This is a genomic window from Butyricicoccus sp. (assembly GCF_050872565.1).
Classification (GTDB): Bacteria; Bacillota; Clostridia; order Oscillospirales; family Butyricicoccaceae; genus Butyricicoccus_A.
Map to the genome: position 1 here is coordinate 1 of NZ_JBNMHC010000500.1, position 1,219 is coordinate 1,219.

Sequence of the window (1,219 nt, forward strand, 5' to 3'; positions counted from 1 at the left end):
ACTGGCAGCGCGGCACAGCAGTGGAAGCTGTCTGATAATTCGGAAGATACAGCGGCAGCTTCTGCCAAGCTGGCTTCTATCATGACGGTACATCCGAATGGCAAGAATCTGGGAAGCAGCTACTCGTTTGCTGGCGCAAGTCAGTGCATGGGATTCGGCAGAGAAGTATTCTACCGCATGTATGACCAGCAGGCGCGCTGGAACTATGACGGCAGCCCGAAGTCTTCGAGCGACGGCAAGATGTATTCTATTACCGCATCGTCTACTTCGTATTCGGCAAGCAGCATCAAGGGCATCATCAACAAGGCAAAGCCTGGCGATGTGCTTCAGATGAATAAGCCGAAGATGCACACGATGATTTTCGTGTCCAAGGACGCAGATGGCTTTACCGTATATGACGCAAACTGGACCGCATCGAACACCGTCAGCGTGCGCTACGTGAAGTATGGTGCGTGGGCAAGCCGCAACAGCTCTGGCATCACGGTGTTGCACGCAACCAATTATCCGACAAAATAATGCCAAAACAACAGATAAATCGGCACAGTCCATGGACTGTGCCGATTTTTATGCTAGAGAGTAAAATGAGTAAAAAAGTTCATAAAAATGACACAAAATACATGGTTGAAAAGACATTTACAAAGTTCATACAGAATGATATACTAGCACGAGAGATGTAAGTTTTCTCCGGAGTAAATGCCCACTGAGTTGAGTTTAGAAAGGAGCAGATACGATGAAAAAACGGTTTATTGCTGCATTTGTGGCAATTTCAATGCTGATTCCTTCCGGCAGCGCATTTGCGGCAGGACAGCAGATTTATCACACCAGCACATATGTCAATCCGCTGTATCAAGAGGAAATTACAGCTGCGGAGCTGAAAACGACACAAAACGATGATTTGCAGGAAAACTCTGTCAACTATTTGACCTCAGAGAGCGAGATATGCAAAGAGCTGCGAGAGGCTCTGGTAGAGCGAAAAAATACGATTACGCTGCACTATGAGTCTAAGGCCTATGATAAAACCGATCCCACCCGCTTTTTCGAGAAGGCTGTTGCCCATACAGGAAAGCCGACAGAAGGCGATTATCTCAAGTGGCAATATGCCGGATGGGATGCCACGCAGTCGGGACATGTCGATGGCAACACCTATTATCTGACCATCAAATACACGATGACATGGTACACGACAGAAAAGCAGGAAACAGCACTGGATGTGAGAATC

General features: G+C 47.3%; 2 protein-coding genes. Both read left to right on the forward strand.

Translation table 11 applies throughout. From position 1 onward, the window contains the following. A partial coding sequence (locus ACR0P9_RS12895; RefSeq protein WP_432620768.1) for a hypothetical protein occupies positions 1-516 on the forward strand: 516 nt, incomplete at its 5' end. Positions 517-730: 214 nt separating this feature from the next. Next, positions 731-1,219: hypothetical protein (locus ACR0P9_RS12900; protein ID WP_432620770.1), on the forward strand; the 489-nt coding region annotated here is incomplete at its 3' end.